The sequence below is a fragment of the Kangiella aquimarina DSM 16071 genome, from assembly GCF_000374105.1.
Lineage (GTDB): Bacteria > Pseudomonadota > Gammaproteobacteria > Enterobacterales > Kangiellaceae > Kangiella > Kangiella aquimarina.
The window spans coordinates 55,565-70,381 of record NZ_KB893651.1 but is presented as its reverse complement, the minus strand read 5'-3'; the positions used below and the strand labels follow the sequence as shown (position 1 = coordinate 70,381).

Below are 14,817 nucleotides of genomic sequence, written 5' to 3'. Positions count from 1 at the left end.
GTTAAGTGTGAGCCCAGGGAGAGACTAACATCATTGTTATTATTAACTTCAACTTCCTATAGCTAAAGCAGTGAGCGCCTAGAAGTTAAATTTCACACCAACTCGTGCCGTTCTTGGTTTATCCGGACGGGCACCATATGGCTCGCGAGCAACGATTGAATCGTCATCAAACAGATTATCAATCGTTGCATAAATGCTGGTACTTTCGTTGATATCAAACTCAGATGCTAAATCCACAATTAAGCGATCTTCCGTTTGCTGGAAAGCGCCACATGCTGGCTTGGTACATGTTCCATCCACATAGTTCAGGTTTGTGAAAATATTCCACACTGAATTGTCATATCCCACAGACAATTGCATCTGATTTTCAGGGATGTATGGAATAGGCTGACCAGTTTCTACGGGACCCCAGACATTACTGTCAAAGTTTGAAGCAAATTCTGTGTCAGTATAAGTATAGCTGAAGCTACCCAGCCAGTTTTCTGTAAACTCGCCGACAACACGCAGTTCAATACCTTTAACTTCGGCAGCACCACCATTGAATCGATCACCAATTTCATCAATGCTACAACCACTATTTGATAAGGTACATTCGCCCAACAGGTTGTCATAATCACTATAGAAAGCAATTAATTCACTGTTATAGCTTTCACCAGCAAAACGCACACCCATTTCATAATTCCAGCTTTCTTCTGGCTTGTCAGTTGAGCTGTTTCCAGGAGGTGCGAAACCTTTATTCACACCAAACAATAAACTGGTGTTATCGCTTAATAACCACAAGGCACCAAAGCCAGGTAGAACTTCTGAAGCACTGTTTGTGCGAACACTTGGTGCAGCACTGCGATCGGTTGCATTTGCCCAGTCTTCACGCTTTAAATCAACATCTTCATAACGCACACCCGGTGTAAAGATCCAGTCACCATAAGTAATGGTGTCTACCAGGTAGTAAGAGTTGGCTTCCGCTGAAGATACACGGTTTCCAGCAGTTCCCCAGGCATCAGCCTGATCAAAAACCAAAGTGCCACCCTGCTGAATGAAGTAACTGTTACGCTGGAAACGATCTTCTTCATCTTCATGAACACGCAAGCCTAACTGTAGATCATGCTGAGCTTCGCCGACCGTGAAATCCCACTCGAAGCTTGCCTGAATACCTTCACTCAGGTAATTACGATTGTTGTCAGTGATTTCAATTCGATCATTAGGCGCATCTACACCATCAAGAATCGACTGGAAGTAAGCTGCATTAGTACCGCCAGAATTTATGGTATTGATAATGCTTGACCAGCTATAACGAGTTGTCGTGCCAGGATTTAATGGGTCTTCCATAATGAAAGCACCAGTCTTGTACCAGTTACGAGCTGTTTCATTACGATAAGCAGTCACACGCAAGTCAAAGCTATCGGTTAAATCAGCATAATAACTTAGAACATACTGATCATGCTCACCTGCGAAGGTATCCAGCGCTGAAACGCCATACATGCGGTATGGATCAGCCGCAAAGTCAGCATCAGTCAGGCCAAGGTATGATTGATCTGAATCTTCCGTTGAATGTTGGATTTTAATATCAAGTTGTTGGTAAACATCGGCTGAATAATCTGAGTTGAAGCGAAATTTAGCGACGTAATCATCTTTATCGAAGCCAGTTTCATCGCCATGACGGTCAATCATTTTAAAGCCGTCTGTGACATGCTTGTTGGCTTCTATCAGGTAACCAAAGTTATCGCTACTATCACCATAATATGCGTAAGCACGACGCTCATTATTTTCACCAAGCTCCAGTTTTAACTGCCCCTGGGCATCAACTGGAATCTGACGTGAAATCAGGTTAACGGCACCACCCACAGTGAATGGGCCGTATTTAATGGCGGCTGGGCCTTTAAGTACTTCAATGCCTGTGATGCGGTCAAAGGTTGGGAAATAATATGCTGAAGAAGCTGAATATGGGGCTGGTGCAATCAAAACACCATCTTCCATTAGAGTAATGCGGCCTGAGCGACCTGTACCCGTTCCACGAATGCCGATGTTTGGACGTAAGCCTAAGCCGTCTTCCAGTTGAATGTAAACACCTGGGATCTGCTGTAGTGCACGATTAACGTCAGTGTATTTGAACTCTTCCAGTTCAGTCTCAGAAACAACATGTGCAGAGCCCGGTACCTTCTGAGCTGCATTGTTATCACCAATAATTTTGATTGTTTGAACTTCGTCGCCTTTCTTAACGTCATCAGCCAAGGCGGATTGTGGAGCTGAAAGTGCTGCAGTCATGGCGACTGCTAGCGCGCAAATTGTGAAACGAGGTCGCATTGTCATACCCTGTATTGTGTTTGTAAGTGAACAACCCGGGCATTATAAATCTAAATGAGAATGGTTATCAACAGCATTCCTATTTATTTTTGGGTTTTTTTGATAATTTCCTCTGTAGTGTCCTTCTGTGCATACCTAATGCTCTGGCAGTTGCTGAAATATTACCCTGATGGTGAGCGAGAACTGACTGAATATGTTCCCACTGTAACCGTTCTACGGACAACACATCCTGTTCAGTTTCTGTCTCGTTAGAATCTTTTGATAATGGTTCATTAGAGTTAAGGGAGGATTCGGCAATGGCATGGTCTTGATGCAGAGCACTGAGGATCTGGGTGGCATTGGCAGGCTTTGGCAGGTAATTATCTGCACCCAGTTTCATCGCCTGTACTGTAGTTGCTATGCTCGCGTAGCCGGTTAGCACCAGAATACTGGCTTTAGGATAGCGCTGCCTAAGTTGTGGCAAAATGCTTAGGCCTGACTCGCCGTCGAGGTACAAATCGAGCACTATGGCATCAAAATCACCAGGAAGTTCTGCTGCTGATGCCTGCTCAAGGGTACTGACATGCGTGCAGTTTATGCCTCGCTTTTGCAGAGAGTTTTGCAACACTTGGGCAAACACAGCATCGTCCTCAATCAATAGCAGATGACTAGTCATAATCTATTGCCCGTTTCCCGCTGATGCCTGCAGCTGAATAGGTAAGCTTACTGTTACCACAGCGCCTTTGGCATGATTAGCTATCTCAATGGTGCCATTCATCAATTCAATACTGGCACTGGAGATCAGGCTGCCTGTACCCATCCCCTGCTGTGAATTAAAGTTGGGCACATAACCATAGCTCTCTAACTGCTGCTCAGCGAGGCCATCACCAAAGTCAAAAACTCGTAAAATAAGCGATGGCTGGCCAGTATGTTCCTTATCAATCTCGCAGCTCAACCTGATACGTGACTGTTGATTAAGCTGCGATGCCTTAGCCGCATTATCCATAATATTGAGCAAGGCACTGATAAAGCCGAGGTGGCTGTTTAACTGATACTGGCTACTACTGTCAGCTTGAGTATCCAGTTCCAGGCTGACCTCAGGATGGAGTAGCCGGAAACTGGAAGTAACTTGACAGAACAGGTCGCCTACCGAAAGCGTTTGATACTGGCGCTGCTTTAACTGTTCGAACTGCTGCTGAATATTACGGGTAATGTCCTGGCAACGGCTAATCTGCTGCTCAATCATCTTTTTATCACTGCTGTCAGGCATATCATCGAGCAGAACCGCCATACTTGATAAAGGGGTATTCAGCTGATGTGCGGCATCTGCTGCAGATACCCCCAGAGCTAATAAGTAATCGTCTCTGAGCTGCCGCTGTTTCTGATGCTCCAACTCCTGCTGCTGGGCACGAGTAGCAGCTACCAGACGCACAACCAGGTAATAAAGCAACACAGCGCTGGCGATAAACACCAACCACATACCAACAAGGTGTGAGTTAAAGCTTTGGTGAGCCTGATGCTCGGAAACCAGGCTCATAAGTAAGCTATAGCCCGCAATTGCAATCAATAGTAGGCTCAGCGCATAGCGAGGTCTAAGCATTAAGGAAGCTGTCGCCACCGGTAACAACAATAGTGAAATCAGTGGATTAGCGATGCCTCCGGTAAGATAGACATAAGCAATCAACAACAGTGCATCGAATATTAGAGCAATAAAGATAGCCTGCTCACTCACACTGGTACGGCTGACTACCAGAGTATGCAAAAGGATTGCTGCCTGAGCGGACAGAATGACCCAGATAACAGGTGATGGCAGCTGTTGTAGCCAAAATAGATAGAGTACCTGCAGAAATAGGGCAACCCCTCTTGCCCAACTAAGCGGTATCAGGATCGGTTGGTTAAAACTTGAAGTGGCCATAGACTTCTCTTAAAGCATATATTAGTGAATTATAATAGAAGCGCTCAGAAAACCCTAATTAAGAATAATTCCATACAGCTACAAGACTTATATTCGCTAACTAAGTTATTATTAAGCTCGTCTGATGATTAAGGAGATCTGTTATGCAAAAGTGGTTACTGTTAATTATTATCACGCTATCATTTACCGCCTGCTCAAATGAGGATAAAGAGTCCGACAAAATGCTATCGGAATATAAACAAAAGCAACTCGATAAAGCCAAACAGGTCGAGCAGGAAATGCAGAAGCGTGTTGATAACCTTGATCAACAATTACAAGAAGCTACTGAAAATAAAGAAGACGACCAACCATTTTAAGGTTCACTAATGATTAGGCTTACTCTAACAAATTATGCAACGCTCTAATTTAATAACTGCTGCTGGCGCGGTACGCCTTCGTAATGAACTTGCTTACTTATGGAAAACACTTCGTCCCGAAGTAACTCGCGCTATCAATGCAGCGGCAGCTGAAGGCGACAGAAGCGAAAATGCTGAATATATCTATCGAAAGAAACAGTTACGCGAGATTGATCGTAGAGTTCGATATTTACAAAAACGCACTGCTGAAATTCGAGTAATTGAACATACTCCACATGAAAAAGACAAAGTGTTTTTTGGTGCTCAAGTTATCCTTGAAGATGAGCAAGGCAACGAGCTAACTTATCGCCTGGTGGGTTCTGATGAATTTGATCATAAACCTCATTACATCAGCATTGATTCACCCATGGCTCGCGCCCTGTTAAAAAAACAAATAGATGATGAAGTTAGTTTAAGGCTGCCGGATGGTGACAAGCTGTTCTGGATAGTAAACATTGACTACCCATCACCGCATGAAGATTAAAAAGGACTCTGAAGAGTCCTTTTGGATCGCTTAAAGTCGATAACTAATACTCAGTGAACCAAATCTGGCATTACCCTTTCGTTCTTCGAAAGTGGTTGTAGTTTCTGCTAATGAAAATAACAACCCCCAATCTTTCCAGTTCCAGACAAAGCCTGTCGAATAAATGAGCTGCTCATTTTTCAAGGTTACCGATGGGCTATCTCTGAACGTATTGCCATTAACCATAATGTCATTAAACACATAACGAGGTTGAACGCCAAAAAAAACGTAATACTCTTCAGAATTTGTACCTGCAAGAGGATTGACGCCACGCCCTGGCAACACACTAATGGCCGCATGACTGCGCTCAAGGTTTAATCCCCAGCGAATCATATAGGTCCCTGCCATATAAGAGGTATAGTTGCCGCCACTGGCTTCCAGGATTCCGATGAAGTCAACGCCATGCCCATCACCATTTTCGATTTCATAACGCCAGCTACGACGAGCCTGTAGCGCAAATACTGGCTCATTGTGCAACTGATAGTCCCAGCCCATAGGCTCATCCGAGCCGGTGATTTTATGCACTACTTTTTGTGATTGTTCCGCTAACGAAGCAGGGCCAACGATACCTAAGACAAGATTAAACTGATCGGCTCGTGTTTTAGTCCATGAGTGGATGGTTCCTCTCCAGCCCAGTATCCCAGCATAGGGTAGGTCATCAGGTACAAAGTCAGGGTTGGTAATATCGGAAGGTGTCTGAATACCCTGAAAAATACTGTAGGTTGCTGCATTAAAATGCTGAGGGTCATCGTGTACACCAAAAGCATGCGCCATAGACTGTAACCACTCTGGACTATCAGTCTCGGACATTGTCTGATAAGGGCCACGCCCCCAACTATAGCCAATACCATTGGTGTAGCCACCATCTCGACCAGCAAACAAATCATTTTCTACGGTAATGGTGACAAAAGTATCCGGATCTTCCAGTTCCTGTTCTGCGAAAGGGAGATCACTTGCTGCAACTGACAGGTGACTAAAGCAAAGCACGAGACAGCCTATAACTGCTTCTCGCTTTTTAACAAACATACCTTGTCCTTCTGTTGGGATTACGAATTTTAGTGGTTATCGCGGTTTTTGAACCTATCTTTAACCTTGTTAACCACCTGCTCAGAATATTCCCCATTTTTCACTTCCTTGCGTATTGTTTCTTCGACGATGTTTACAGCATCATCAATAGTCATATAACCCTTTTTGTACGATCGTCTATGTTTAAATAGATTAATATGATGGTCGCTACGTCTCCCCCAAAGCATTAGACGCTCCCAATAAGATGGCTTTGACTTATCACGCTCACCAAAGTCCAAAATATAACAGAAGAGTGCTACCGGCATTAATATGAAATCACGAATAGCGTCTATGCCTAATTTGACTTGCAATAAAATTAACTCTCTGGTTCTGTCCCAGGTGTCCTTTTGTTCGCTTGATTGCTCGGCCTGATCCTCATCATCAAGCTCTATCAATTCCTGTTTATCATTTTGATTTTCCATCTTCTACTCCTAACCATACTGTAATATTAATGATCACAGCTTCTTGCCAAGCCCTTTATTAAACAACTCTCGATTAATCTGTTTTTCTTCATCGTTTTTCTTCAGCAAAACATATACCGAGCCAAGACCTCCATGGTGCTTCTGAGCCGAATGAAATGCCAAAACAGCTTCATGTTGTATCAACCAATGATTAACATGACTTTTTAACACAGCCTGCGGGTGGCTTCGTTCGCCCTTTCCATGAGTAATCAGAACCGTCCGCTTGCCTCGCTTTAAACTTCCATTAATAAAATAAAACACATCATCTCTGGCTTCTTTAACGCTCCTGCGGTGTAAATCAATGTGAGCATCAATTGGATACTTACCAAGACGGAGCTTTTTATAAACACCTTCCTGAACACCATCTTTTTTATACTCAAGCCAATCATTGGGCAAAACTGGCTCAACAAAATCAGTACTTAAATAATTGGGATCAACATTAGGTTTACGACCTAAAGCGGCTTCACGTCTTGCCTGTTGAGCTATGCTTGGTCCTTCCTTTGATTGGTGCAAATTGACGCGATCATTTTTAAGGCGCTGAACATCAGATAGCTCTTTTTTAAAAAGCTCAAAATCATCTTGTGACATAAAACACCTCAATTACCGTTAAATACTATTTTTCATCTCTTCCAATGCTTCCCAGCGCTCGAACTTATGCTCCAGCTCTGCTTCAAGTTGCTCTAGTTGCTGTTTAGTTTGAGCAATCTTTTCACCATCCTGCTGATAAAATTCAGGCTCACTCATTTGAGCATGAATGGCCTCAATTTTTTGTTCAAGTTCAGCAAGCCGTTCAGGCAGCTTATCCAATTCCAATTGGTCTTTATAACTTAATTTCTTCGTTTTTTTCTGATTTTTGGAGCTCACTTTAGTTACAGAGTCAGAATCTTTCTGTTTTTCCTGAGCAAGCTTATTAGTGTTAGTCTGCTTTTCTGACTCAGGTTTTTGTCGTAGCCAGTCGTCATAACCACCAACATACTCCTTGACTATACCATTGCCTTCGAATGCAATTGTGCTGGTCACCACATTATTTAGAAAGTCTCGATCATGCGAAACCAGCATTAACGTTCCTGGGTAGTTATCCAGCATCTCCTCGAGCAACTCCAGAGTTTCGATATCCAAATCATTGGTAGGTTCATCCAGGATGAGCAGGTTTGATGGCTTTGCCAGAATTTTTGCCAACAACAACCTATTGCGTTCGCCACCCGACAAAGCGGTAATGGGTGCTCTTGCCCGCTCCGGGGTAAACAAAAAATCCTGCATATAGCTGATCACATGTCGCGGCTGTCCATTGATAGTCATCATATCCTTACCGCCAGACACATTGTCCATTGCTGACTGCTTCTCATCGAGCTGAGCACGGTGCTGATCGAAATAGGCAATTTCTAATTTGGTACCAAGTTTGACCTCACCACTATCGGGTTTTAATTCACCCAGTAAGATATTGATCAAAGTGGTCTTACCCACACCGTTAGGACCGATAATACCGATCCTGTCGCCTCGCATAATCAAAGTTGAAAAGTCATCGACTAACGTTCGACCTTCAAAACCGTGATGAATATTCTTAGCCTCAATGACCTTCTTGCCTGATAGCTCGACATCTTGCGCCTGCATTTTGACATTACCGATAAGGTTACGTCTTTCTGCCCGCTCTTTACGAGCTGCTTCTAACCGTCTCACTCTCCCCTCGTTACGGGTACGTCGCGCTTTAATGCCCTGGCGGATCCAAACTTCTTCCTGGGCCAGTTTTTTATCAAAATCCTGATTCTGCTTTTCTTCAGCTGCAAGCTGCTCAGCTTTTCTGCGCAGATAATTATCATAATCACCCGGCCAGGACGTCAGTCGTCCTCGATCAACTTCAACAATCCGAGTCGCCAGATTTCTCAGGAAGCGACGATCATGCGTAATAAATAACAGACTGCCTTCATAGGCTTTAAGAAAGTTTTCCAGCCATTCAATAGACTCAACGTCTAAATGGTTGGTTGGCTCATCCAACAGCAGAATATCAGGTTGCTCAACCAGTGCCTTAGCCAACAGGACTCGTCTTTTCATACCACCAGACAGTTCATCAAATGCTTTATCAGCATCCAGGCTCAAACGGTTAATGACGGTTTCGACTTTCTGGTCCATCGCCCAGCCATCTATTTCCTCGATTTTTTCCTGTACTCTGGCCAGCTTCTGCATTGATGCTTCGTCAGCAGACTGGGTTAAATGATGGAATTCACGGATTAATGCACCAGCCTCGCCAAGCCCTTCGGCGACTACATCAAAGACACTGCCACTGGTGCCTGATGGCACTTCCTGGGTTAGCTTCGCGATCTTTATCCCTTGGTTAAATCGAATATCGCCATCATCCGGTACAATTTCACGGTTGATAACTTTCAAGAGAGTGGACTTGCCGACACCATTACGGCCAATAAGACAGACTCTTTCGCCTGGTTCGATAGTAAAATCGACTTTGTTGAGCAGGGCTGGACCGCCATAACTGACTTCAACTTGTTGTAGTGCTACTAATGCCATTAAAATGATACTTTTCGTGTTTTCGCTATTTTAACGTAAAAGATTGCCAATGACCTGTCCTCTTTGTCTCAACCATCAAACTTTGCATTTTCACACGGATAAGCAAAGGGATTACTTACAATGTCAGGTCTGTGATCTGGTTTTTGTTCCCAAACAGCAGTTATTAACTGCCGAAGAGGAAAAGTCGCAATATGACCTGCACCAAAACTCACCAGCGGACACAGGTTACCGTCAATTTCTAAGCCGCCTGGTGGAACCTCTTAAAGAAAGGCTTTCAGCCACAGCGCAGGGACTCGATTTTGGCTGCGGGCCAGGCCCGACAATATCCATAATGATGTCAGAAGCAGGCATTTCAATGGTCAACTATGATCCTTTTTACGCGAACCACCCTGAGTTACTGAAGCGTAATTATGACTTTATTACCAGCACCGAAGTCTTTGAACATCTTCACCAACCATCTGAAGTTCTTCCTTTATTAATTAATATACTCAAACCTGGTGGTACTCTTGGTATCATGACCAAACGCTGGATTGATAAAGACGCATTCAGTCGGTGGCATTATAAAAATGATCCTACCCATGTCTGCTTCTATTCGGATCGAACCTTTGAATGGATTGCAGCAGAATGGCAGCTAGCCGTAGAAATAATTTCTGCCGATACATTATTTCTTATCAAGCGTTAACCTTATATAAAAAAGGCGGACTCACTGATTGAATCCGCCAGGCTAGTCTTCAAGTGATGACTAAGGGGTGTTCTATTCTTTGAAACCTATCGATTACTTCTTACGAAGTTCAATATCACCATTGACGGTGTCGAATGACAAGTTAGCGCCACCACCGTTATATGTACCGTTCATATCGGCTCCAACATACTCACTTTCATCCACTTCGATACCAAATTCGTTGCTTAAATCGCCATTTAAGGTTTCAGAAGATAGTTTGAAAGAAGCATCAGCTGGTGCATATAACGTGATATCCCCATTGACACTATCGGCCTTAACTCTTTGTGAAGAGCCTAAGCGGTCCATTCTAATGACAATTTTTCCGTTAACTGTATCAGCAGAGACATCACCAGAAGAGCCTTCAATGGTAATCTGGCCATTAACTGCATCAGCCTGAACGTCACTACGCATATCTTTAATGGTAATAGCACCATTAACTGAATCAATTGAATTCAACTTTGCCTTGTTCGGTACTTTTAAGACAAAATCAACCTCACCAGAGCCACTACCCCAGCTAAACATGCCTCTGCTTTTAAAGTCGACTTCGACATCAAAGTCTTTATCGCTATGCTCAATGATAACCTCAATACGCTCAAGGTCTTTCTCATTATCAGCAGTAATCACATACTCAAGAGCAATCTCATCCTTATCCCAGCCAGCAACATCGATGCTGCCATTAATATTTTCGACAGAGATTGAACCGGTCGCACTAAAGTCATAGGTTTGTGAAAAGCTCTTGGTTTCGTCCGCATGAGAGACTGTCCCCATTACCGAAAAAGCCACTAAAGCACCTGTATAAATTAATGTCTTCATTGTTAACCCTCTTTATTTGTTAATACACCTATTGGATGTCGATTTCTGGCAAAGGGTTTAGTTACTCATTGAATATTTGAAAAAAAGCCCTCAATTGAGGGCTTTTTGTAGTAGGAGTTAGTTATCCTTCTTTTTCTTTTTTAGAAAATCTCCAAGCTTATCCTCAAGCTCGTCTTTGACCTTATCTTCCAGCTCCTCTTTCTTCTCATCTATTTTGCCCTGATACTCTGCCTTGATTATTGCTTCATAATCAATATTGGCTTTCGGCTCTGCCCAAGTTCCTTTCAGTTCAAAAGGTAGCTTCTTATCCTTTAATTTAGGATATTTAGCTTCGACCTGCTCTTTCAGAGCGCCTTTCAAGACCAGCTGGAAACTACCACCGATACTTTCTTTATTGGCATCGGTTGTCGCTTTACCGACCAGATCAAATACCGGAGAATTGATAGCAAAGTTCGATAAGTCAATAACACCATTATTAGCTTTTAGATCGCCCTTCATTCCAGCAAAAACTGTCTTCCCACTGTATGCTTCCTGATTTAGGCTCTGTAAGCTCAAACCCGAGGCAATCAGCTTTTCAATATCAATCCCCATTAAGGCACCATCAGATAAATTGATATGTCCGGTACCATTAAGGTTTTGCAGCATCTGTTTGGCATCCGAACCTTTGGTTTTCATATCAAGATCAAGTGCTCCCAATCCAGAAAGGCGCTCGAAATCAAAGAACGCCGCAAGCAGATCACCAATTTGAATATTGTTCAGATCAGGTTGTACAGCTAAAGCCAACGGTTTGCTGGCAAAATCGACACTGGCCGTGGTTGCCAGCTCTCCCTGGAAAGCTTTTGCCTTGAAGGGATCGAGGTGTAAGGTTGCACCTTTATTGAACAGTTTGGCAGTAACATCAGTAAACTTGCTGTTTTTCAGGTTCAGGCTACCGATAGTCAGGTCACCTTGAATGCGGGATTGCTTTAGGAAATCAGCAATGGGTGACAGATCAGCGGTAGGTTTAGCCTCTACCTCTTTCTTACTGCTGGTAGCCATAAACTGATCAAGAGTCAGACTGTCTGCAGACAAACTGACTTTAATATCGTTGACCTTACCTAATCCGGCGGAAGCATTCAGTTGTATTTTCTGACCATCCAGAGCCGCAGTCCCTTTATGTTCAATCAAAGTTGAATCACCTTGGGCGACAGATAAAACACCGGTTAGTGCAATTGATTGTATGGTGGCAGAAACATTATCGACGCTGGCATCCATCTTTTGTAAATCAATCTGCTTGAAATCCTTGCTGACTTTTAGATCACCAGCCAGAGCCCATTTCATATCGGGTTTATTAGCCTCTCCTGCGATCCTGCCGCTAGCCAAAACAGGTCTAAATTCACCTGGGTTAAAATCTTCAACCATCAGTTGCTCCAGAGTAAAACTCTGGCTCAAGGTATTTTTTGCATCAAACTGGTTAACCGTGAAGTTAGTCAATTCCAACTTCTGCAAGCTCAGCTCTAAAGCTTCTTTAGTCGTTGAGGTACCCTGAGCAGTATCTGCTTCACTTTTTTTCTGCAACGCTTCAGTAAAAGCCTGCAGGTTTGATTTACCCTGTGGTCCCTTAGTCATATTTAAAGTGGCATCTGTAAGTGACACGGCACCTACCTCTATGTCACCGCTGATGAGTGGCAACAATTTGATGCTAGCCGAAACGGCACCAATTTCCAGAGCAGGTTTATCCTGAGTAAAGCCAGGAGGTTGGCTTAAAGTGATACCACCGGTTTCTATCGCCAACCACGGGAAAAACGACAGGCTTAAATCTTGTTCGATAACCAGCTCAGCACCGGTTTTTTCTTTAACTTGGTTGGTGAGGGTTGTTTTTAACTGGTCGCTATTAAAGAAAATGATCAGAGCAACAGCCGCAACGATGAAAAGTGCGACGATCGCAATGATTAGTCTAAGACTCCATTTAAATAAGGTTTTCATCACTAAATCCTGTAGAAATCAAACGGTTATCATTAGATTAACAGTTATTTATGATAGTTCCATGGATCTTTTGGCAAAAACTTTGAACTTTTTTGAAATATGAGTGACAAAACTTACAGATAAGTTGTCATTGTTAGTTCATGGAAATGTTACTTTTTTAGACAAGCTTTTAGACCTAGCTCTCAGACTTCAGAACCCTCAGAACTAGTCCCCCTAAAAGAGTTAAGGCCAATCGAAAGATTGGCCTTTTTATTTTGTGGACTGTAGGTGTCTATTTGCAAGGAATTAAGTTGCAAATATTTAAGAGTTAGCTTCTTTGTCAGACCAGGAGTCACGCAAAGTGACAGTCCGGTTAAAGACCAGATTATCTGCTGAGAACTCATAACGGTCTGCAGTGAAATAACCCTCACGCTCAAACTGGAAGCGGTCTTCCGGATTAGCCTCTGCCAGACTAGGCTCAACCATGGCAGTGATCACTTCAAGCGACTCTGGATTCAATGCCTCAAGGAAATTGTCCATAGCACCTGGGTTTGGCACATTGAACAAGCGGTCATACAGGCGAATCGTTGCTTTTTTCGCATGCTTGGCTGAAACCCAGTGAATCACGCCGCGAACTTTACGCCCTTCCGGGTTTTTACCCAAAGTATCAGGGTCGTAAGTACAATGAAGCTCCTTAATCTCGCCATTCTCATCAAGAATAGCTTCATTGGCTTTTATGACATAAGCATTACGCAGGCGGACTTCTCCGTCTTTAACCAAACGCTTGTACTTTTTGTTGGCAGACTCGCGATAGTCAGAACGGTCAATATAAACTTCCCGACTGAACGGTAACTCACGAGTACCCATGTCCTCGAATTTTGGATGGTTGTTACCCGTAAGAATTTCTTCTTTGTCTTCTGGGTAGTTGGTGATGATAACCTTGATTGGATCGAGCACTGCCATGCGGCGCTTAGTGCTCTTATCCAAATCATCACGCACATTGTCTTCCAGCAAAGTCATGTCAGTGACACTGTTAACCTTACTGATCCCAATCGCATCGCAGAAATTACGGATCGATGCAGGCGTGTAGCCGCGACGACGCATACCAGAAATCGTCGGCATACGCGGATCATCCCAGCCATCGACACGCTTTTCAGTGACTAATTGAGTCAATTTACGCTTCGAAGTAATGGTGTAAGCCAGATTTAGGCGCGAAAACTCAATTTGCTGTGGATGGCAATCAATGGTGATGTTATCCAGCACCCAATCATACAATGGACGGTTAACTTCAAATTCAAGCGTACACAGGGAATGAGTAATGCCTTCCAACGCATCAGAAATACAATGGGTAAAATCATACATCGGATAAATGCACCACTTATCGCCGGTGCGAATGTGATGGAATCGCTTAATGCGATACAACACAGGATCGCGCATCAACATGTTCGGATGTGACATATCGATCTTGGCGCGCAACACCATTTCTCCATCGGCAAACTCACCCGCCTTCATGCGATGGAACTTGTCCAAGCTCTCTTCAACCGGGCGGTCGCGATAAGGACTTTCTTTACCAGGAGTCTGGAAGTTGCCACGATTTTCAGCGATCTTGTCAGCCGGCTGCTCATCAACATAAGCTTTGCCATTACGAATCAACTCTTCTGCAAATGCATACAGCTGGTCGAAATAATCCGAAGCATGACGAACCTCCCCTTCCCACTCGAAGCCCAGCCAGTGCACATCTTCCTGAATCGCTTTGGCAAACTCTTCGCTTTCTTTCTCAGGGTTGGTATCGTCAAAACGCAAATTACAGGGCGCGTCATAATCACGCGCAATGCCAAAATTCAGACAAATGGACTTCGCATGCCCGACATGCAGATAGCCATTAGGCTCAGGAGGAAAACGGGTATGCACACGCCCGTCATTTTTATTGTTGGCGATATCTTCGTTTATCTTGTTACGAATGAAGTTCGTCGGTGTCACCTTTTCTCCGCCGCTCGTAACATTATCGGTAGTTTTATCAGTTGCTGAACTCATGAATCTGCCATTAGGCGCAAGAATGCGCAAATTAAGTAAATGTCTAGGATAGGTGGGGATTTTAGCGATATTTACAAGCTAATGCGACACTTGAACCTGGGATGCTTCAACTTTTTCGCGGAATATCGCTTTCTAGGACAACTTTGCCA

Annotated in this window: 13 protein-coding genes; 3 read left to right on the top strand and 10 right to left on the bottom strand. The window is 43.7% G+C overall.

Translation table 11 applies throughout. The annotated features are described in order from the left end of the window. Nucleotides 1–78 precede the first annotated feature (78 nt). The 3 genes from B158_RS0109675 to B158_RS0109665 all read right to left on the bottom strand — a co-directional run bounded on the left by B158_RS0109675 (nt 79) and on the right by B158_RS0109665 (nt 4,195). Entirely contained in the window at nt 79–2,262 is a 2,184-nt protein-coding gene (locus B158_RS0109675; protein WP_018625167.1) for a TonB-dependent receptor family protein, read from the bottom strand. Between the two features lie 118 nt (nt 2,263–2,380). Continuing rightward, nucleotides 2,381–2,956 (bottom strand): response regulator transcription factor, encoded by a 576-nt coding sequence (locus B158_RS0109670; protein ID WP_018625166.1) that lies wholly within the window; start codon nt 2,954–2,956, stop codon nt 2,381–2,383. 3 nt (nt 2,957–2,959) lie between these two features. Further along, on the bottom strand, nt 2,960–4,195 hold the full coding sequence (locus tag B158_RS0109665; protein ID WP_018625165.1) for an ATP-binding protein: 1,236 nt from the start codon (nt 4,193–4,195) through the stop codon (nt 2,960–2,962). A 143-nt stretch (nt 4,196–4,338) separates the two neighbouring features. Between B158_RS0109665 and B158_RS0109660 the strand changes: the two genes are divergently transcribed. Beyond that, a complete protein-coding gene (locus B158_RS0109660) occupies nt 4,339–4,551 on the top strand; it encodes a hypothetical protein (RefSeq protein ID WP_018625164.1) in 213 nt (70 codons plus the stop codon). Nucleotides 4,552–4,585: 34 nt separating this feature from the next. Further along, on the top strand, nt 4,586–5,074 hold the full coding sequence (gene greB, locus B158_RS0109655) for a transcription elongation factor GreB (RefSeq protein ID WP_018625163.1): 489 nt from the start codon (nt 4,586–4,588) through the stop codon (nt 5,072–5,074). Nucleotides 5,075–5,104: 30 nt separating this feature from the next. Here greB and B158_RS0109650 read toward each other — a convergent pair whose 3' ends face one another. From B158_RS0109650 to uup, 4 genes are read right to left on the bottom strand one after another with little or no spacing between them, the layout of a single operon-like run. Beyond that, a complete protein-coding gene (locus tag B158_RS0109650; RefSeq protein WP_018625162.1) occupies nt 5,105–6,139 on the bottom strand; it encodes a lipid A deacylase LpxR family protein in 1,035 nt (344 codons plus the stop codon). A 29-nt stretch (nt 6,140–6,168) separates the two neighbouring features. Continuing rightward, nucleotides 6,169–6,600: a hypothetical protein gene (locus B158_RS0109645; protein ID WP_018625161.1), complete on the bottom strand. Its 432-nt coding sequence runs from the start codon at nt 6,598–6,600 to the stop codon at nt 6,169–6,171. Between the two features lie 33 nt (nt 6,601–6,633). Continuing rightward, the gene (smrA, locus tag B158_RS0109640; protein WP_018625160.1) at nt 6,634–7,227 is read right to left on the bottom strand and encodes a DNA endonuclease SmrA; all 594 of its coding nucleotides are present in this window, start codon (nt 7,225–7,227) and stop codon (nt 6,634–6,636) included. Between the two features lie 18 nt (nt 7,228–7,245). Next, complete coding sequence (gene uup, locus B158_RS0109635) at nt 7,246–9,156, bottom strand: ATP-binding cassette ATPase Uup (protein ID WP_018625159.1); 1,911 nt, start codon at nt 9,154–9,156, stop codon at nt 7,246–7,248. Nucleotides 9,157–9,205: 49 nt separating this feature from the next. On the opposite strand from uup, the gene B158_RS0109630 reads away from it, so the two are divergent. Next, on the top strand, nt 9,206–9,838 hold the full coding sequence (locus B158_RS0109630) for a class I SAM-dependent methyltransferase (RefSeq protein WP_018625158.1): 633 nt from the start codon (nt 9,206–9,208) through the stop codon (nt 9,836–9,838). Between the two features lie 93 nt (nt 9,839–9,931). On the opposite strand, the gene B158_RS0109625 is transcribed toward B158_RS0109630, so the two are convergent. The 3 genes from B158_RS0109625 to B158_RS0109615 all read right to left on the bottom strand — a co-directional run bounded on the left by B158_RS0109625 (nt 9,932) and on the right by B158_RS0109615 (nt 14,668). Beyond that, the gene (locus B158_RS0109625; RefSeq protein ID WP_018625157.1) at nt 9,932–10,690 is read right to left on the bottom strand and encodes a DUF4097 family beta strand repeat-containing protein; all 759 of its coding nucleotides are present in this window, start codon (nt 10,688–10,690) and stop codon (nt 9,932–9,934) included. Between the two features lie 117 nt (nt 10,691–10,807). Next, a complete protein-coding gene (locus B158_RS0109620; RefSeq protein WP_018625156.1) occupies nt 10,808–12,655 on the bottom strand; it encodes an AsmA family protein in 1,848 nt (615 codons plus the stop codon). A gap of 300 nt (nt 12,656–12,955) precedes the next feature. Beyond that, nucleotides 12,956–14,668, bottom strand: a complete 1,713-nt coding sequence (locus tag B158_RS0109615) for a glutamine--tRNA ligase/YqeY domain fusion protein (RefSeq protein ID WP_018625155.1) — start codon at nt 14,666–14,668, stop codon at nt 12,956–12,958. Nucleotides 14,669–14,817: the final 149 nt, after the last annotated feature.

Excerpts from the sequence above, each read along its gene's own strand:
- B158_RS0109675 (WP_018625167.1), bottom strand. The coding sequence starts at position 2,262 with ATGACTGCAGCACTTTCAGCTCCACAATCCGCCTTGGCTGATGACGTT.
- B158_RS0109670 (WP_018625166.1), bottom strand. The coding sequence starts at position 2,956 with ATGACTAGTCATCTGCTATTGATTGAGGACGATGCTGTGTTTGCCCAA.
- B158_RS0109665 (WP_018625165.1), bottom strand. The coding sequence starts at position 4,195 with ATGGCCACTTCAAGTTTTAACCAACCGATCCTGATACCGCTTAGTTGG.
- B158_RS0109660 (WP_018625164.1), top strand. The coding sequence starts at position 4,339 with ATGCAAAAGTGGTTACTGTTAATTATTATCACGCTATCATTTACCGCC.
- greB (WP_018625163.1), top strand. The coding sequence starts at position 4,586 with ATGCAACGCTCTAATTTAATAACTGCTGCTGGCGCGGTACGCCTTCGT.
- B158_RS0109650 (WP_018625162.1), bottom strand. The coding sequence starts at position 6,139 with ATGTTTGTTAAAAAGCGAGAAGCAGTTATAGGCTGTCTCGTGCTTTGC.
- B158_RS0109645 (WP_018625161.1), bottom strand. The coding sequence starts at position 6,600 with ATGGAAAATCAAAATGATAAACAGGAATTGATAGAGCTTGATGATGAG.
- smrA (WP_018625160.1), bottom strand. The coding sequence starts at position 7,227 with ATGTCACAAGATGATTTTGAGCTTTTTAAAAAAGAGCTATCTGATGTT.
- uup (WP_018625159.1), bottom strand. The coding sequence starts at position 9,156 with ATGGCATTAGTAGCACTACAACAAGTTGAAGTCAGTTATGGCGGTCCA.
- B158_RS0109630 (WP_018625158.1), top strand. The coding sequence starts at position 9,206 with ATGACCTGTCCTCTTTGTCTCAACCATCAAACTTTGCATTTTCACACG.
- B158_RS0109625 (WP_018625157.1), bottom strand. The coding sequence starts at position 10,690 with ATGAAGACATTAATTTATACAGGTGCTTTAGTGGCTTTTTCGGTAATG.
- B158_RS0109620 (WP_018625156.1), bottom strand. The coding sequence starts at position 12,655 with ATGAAAACCTTATTTAAATGGAGTCTTAGACTAATCATTGCGATCGTC.
- B158_RS0109615 (WP_018625155.1), bottom strand. The coding sequence starts at position 14,668 with ATGAGTTCAGCAACTGATAAAACTACCGATAATGTTACGAGCGGCGGA.